The organism is Mycolicibacterium xanthum (assembly GCF_019710635.1).
Taxonomy (GTDB): Bacteria; Actinomycetota; Actinomycetes; order Mycobacteriales; family Mycobacteriaceae; genus Mycobacterium; species Mycobacterium xanthum.
The window spans coordinates 1-1,078 of record NZ_JAIFZS010000034.1 but is presented as its reverse complement, the minus strand read 5'-3'; the positions used below and the strand labels follow the sequence as shown (position 1 = coordinate 1,078).

At 73.7% G+C, this 1,078-nt stretch carries 1 protein-coding gene; it reads left to right on the top strand.

What is annotated here, in order from left to right; genetic code table 11:
• Positions 1-35: 35 nt before the first annotated feature.
• Positions 36-1,078 (top strand): 13E12 repeat family protein (locus JDV09_RS13855; protein WP_221369716.1); only part of this gene is annotated, 1,043 nt, incomplete at its 3' end.

Sequence of the window (1,078 nt, the reverse complement as noted above, 5' to 3'; positions counted from 1 at the left end):
CCGGTTTGTCGGGGGTCGGGTGTAGCGTCGGGTTCATGTTCGAAAGTGTGTTCGATATCGATCCGGGGGCTGGTGAAGCCGACCTGCGTGACCTCGTCGAACGCTGCGAACGGCTCAAGTCGGCCGCGGCCGCCGCGCAGGCCCGCGCGACCGCGTTGTGGGCGGCCAAACGCCGCGCCGCCGAGGCCGCCGCCGGGGTGCCGGCCGCGCGGCGGGGCCGCGGGCTGGCCGGCGAGGTCGCGCTGGCCCGCCACGACGCCCCGGTGCGCGGGGGCCGCCATCTCGGGATGGCCCGCGCCCTGGTCGAGGAAATGCCCCACACCCTGGCCGCGCTGCAAGGCGGGGCGCTCTCGGAATGGCGGGCCACCCTGATCGTGCGGGAATCGGCCTGCCTGAGCATCGACCACCGCCGCGCACTGGACGCCGAGCTGTGCGCCGACGCGGCCCGGTTGAGCGGCTGGGGCGACAAACGCGTCGAGGCCGAAGCCAAGAAGATCACCACCCGCCTGGACGCCGCCGCGGTCGTCGAACGCAGCAACAAAGCCGCCCAAGACCGCTGCGTGAGCATCCGCCCCGCCCCGGCCACCATGACCTATGTGACCGCGCTGCTGCCGGTCGCGCAGGGCGTGGCCCTCTACGCCGCGCTCAAACGCCAAGCCGACACCACCGTCGACGGGCGCTCCCGCGGCCAGGTGATGGCCGACACCCTCTACGAGCGGGTCACCGGACGGGCGGCCGATGAGCCGGTAGCGGTGGCGCTGAACCTGGTGCTGGCCGACACCACCCTGTTCGGCGACGACGACGCCCCCGGCTTTCTGTCCGGGTTCGGGCCGGTCCCCGCGGCCGTGGTGCGCCAACTGACCGGCGACGCCGCGGCCGATGCCGACACCAAAGCCACCCTGCGCCGCCTCTACCGCCACCCCACCTCGGGCCAACTGGTGGCGATGGAATCCAAAGCCCGGATCTTCCCCACCGGCCTGGCCCGGTTCATCGGGCTGCGCGATCAAAGCTGCCGCACCCCCTACTGCGACGCCCCGATCCGCCACCACGACCACGCCACCCCGGCCCGCGACGGCGG